Here is a 1,694-nt window from a genome sequence, read left to right as displayed (position 1 = left end):
AAAACAGAAGATGAAATAAGGTACAGTCCGCACCTGAGCGCCGCCGCTGCTTACTTCGCCTTCACAGAGGAGACGCCAGGCTGCGACCTGTCTGCCTGATGGAACGGACATGACTTCCACCAGGGTATGTGCATCTCGGCTGAGCGACTAGCCATCAGGTTGAGTGCTCGGCCGTAACACGCGCACGGCTCACCTCGCAAGGCTTCGCCGTTCCGGCCTCCTTTACACGCCAGTCCTTCCAGAGGCCACACGCTCTTCGATTGTTAAGGTGGTTGAGTACCAAGAAACTAAGCTTGCTTGGTATCAACAGTATACGAAAGTTTCAAAAGTATACTCTAGTTCGTAGTGTAAAATAAGATTTGGTAGTCTGTCAAGTCCTTGATGTTTAACTGGGTCGCATTGGTAACTTCAAAGAGCTTTAGTGGCCAAAGTTTACAAAATCTGTTACACTTTTATTTATGACTCGTGCTTGAATGGGTGTAAACCGAGGAGCGACATGAACGAATGAACGAGTATTACACTGCAAGCCAGGCAATGGCTAAACTTGGATTATCGAAGGCCATGTTTCACAGGAGGGTGAATCAAGGCCTCATACCCAAGATGACCCCTCCGGGCAAGAAACAAAGTCTCTACCCAAAGCGAGATATTGATGCGCTTGCCCGCGCAATGAGCCTCGTCTTTGAGCAGAATGATAGAATTGTATTCTCAAAATCAACCCCGGCAGATCAGGAAGAAGAGATAAGAATAGGAACCCGCTGTTTCGGCGCTGAATTTATCACGCCGCTTCTAGACCGTATTGGCTTTCAGCAGAAGAACGAATTTACGTTTTGGTCCTTGAAAGTGGATGGGCACGTTGTCGGCTACGTCTCCATGTTCCGATTTCCACCAACATTCCTTGATGATTTGTTGACAGGGAAAAGGATTGAACGGGAGATCACATTAAGAGAAGTGCAAAGGTTCACACGGTTGGATCCGTTTGACATATATATTGATGTTTTAGCTATCGATCCAACATTACCTTTACACTTACGCCGGCTCTATGGTGGTATCATCGTCTCACGGCTTGCCGCCATGATACTTGACCTTAGAGCCAACGGATATCTTATCCAAACTGCATACACTGTTTCTGCCACTAAAGAAGGTGATACCCTTGTACGGAAGATTGGATTTCGCCTTATGAAAGGAAAATCTATTGCCCCTGGTCGACTTGCATACGAATTCCCTTTAAATGAGGAGGGGATAAAACGTCTTCAGGAACTAAGCGGAAGAGGAGCTTAATATGCTTACAGCAGAGCAAAAAATCAGGCTGACATTGACCGGCAGCCCTTTTAAAGAGCCCCATTTCCCACATGAAGGAGAAAATGTAAGGCGCTACCTTCGCGGCGGGACATTACCTGATCTCCACGTTACATTTCATCAACGAGGTGATGAGATCGAAGTACGGTGTTCAACATGCCAGGTTACACTAGGAGCCTTTCCCTCTAATTATGAGGAAGATACGGCTAAAAAGATAGCTGCAATGCGACAAAGCGGACACCGACATTAAAGCCTAAGACAAAGGTGAGAACAACACGCTACAAGGCCGCTTGACTCGTGCCTGCTGACCCTGCATGTGCACGATCAGCAGCGCACCAATCAAGTGGTCCGATCAAGGACACTCGTTGGGAAAGGAGAGATGTGGGCGCATGAGAGTG

General features: G+C 47.5%; 1 protein-coding gene. It reads left to right on the top strand.

The annotated features are described in order from the left end of the window. Positions 1-504: 504 nt before the first annotated feature. On the top strand, positions 505-1,278 hold the full coding sequence (locus EI42_RS31740) for a helix-turn-helix domain-containing protein (RefSeq protein WP_111326980.1): 774 nt from the start codon (positions 505-507) through the stop codon (positions 1,276-1,278). Positions 1,279-1,694 lie beyond the last annotated feature (416 nt).

Origin of the sequence: Thermosporothrix hazakensis (assembly GCF_003253565.1) — a bacterium.
Classification (GTDB): domain Bacteria; phylum Chloroflexota; class Ktedonobacteria; order Ktedonobacterales; family Ktedonobacteraceae; genus Thermosporothrix; species Thermosporothrix hazakensis.
Note: the sequence above shows the minus strand (reverse complement) of the source record. Positions and strands in the feature narration are given on the sequence as shown.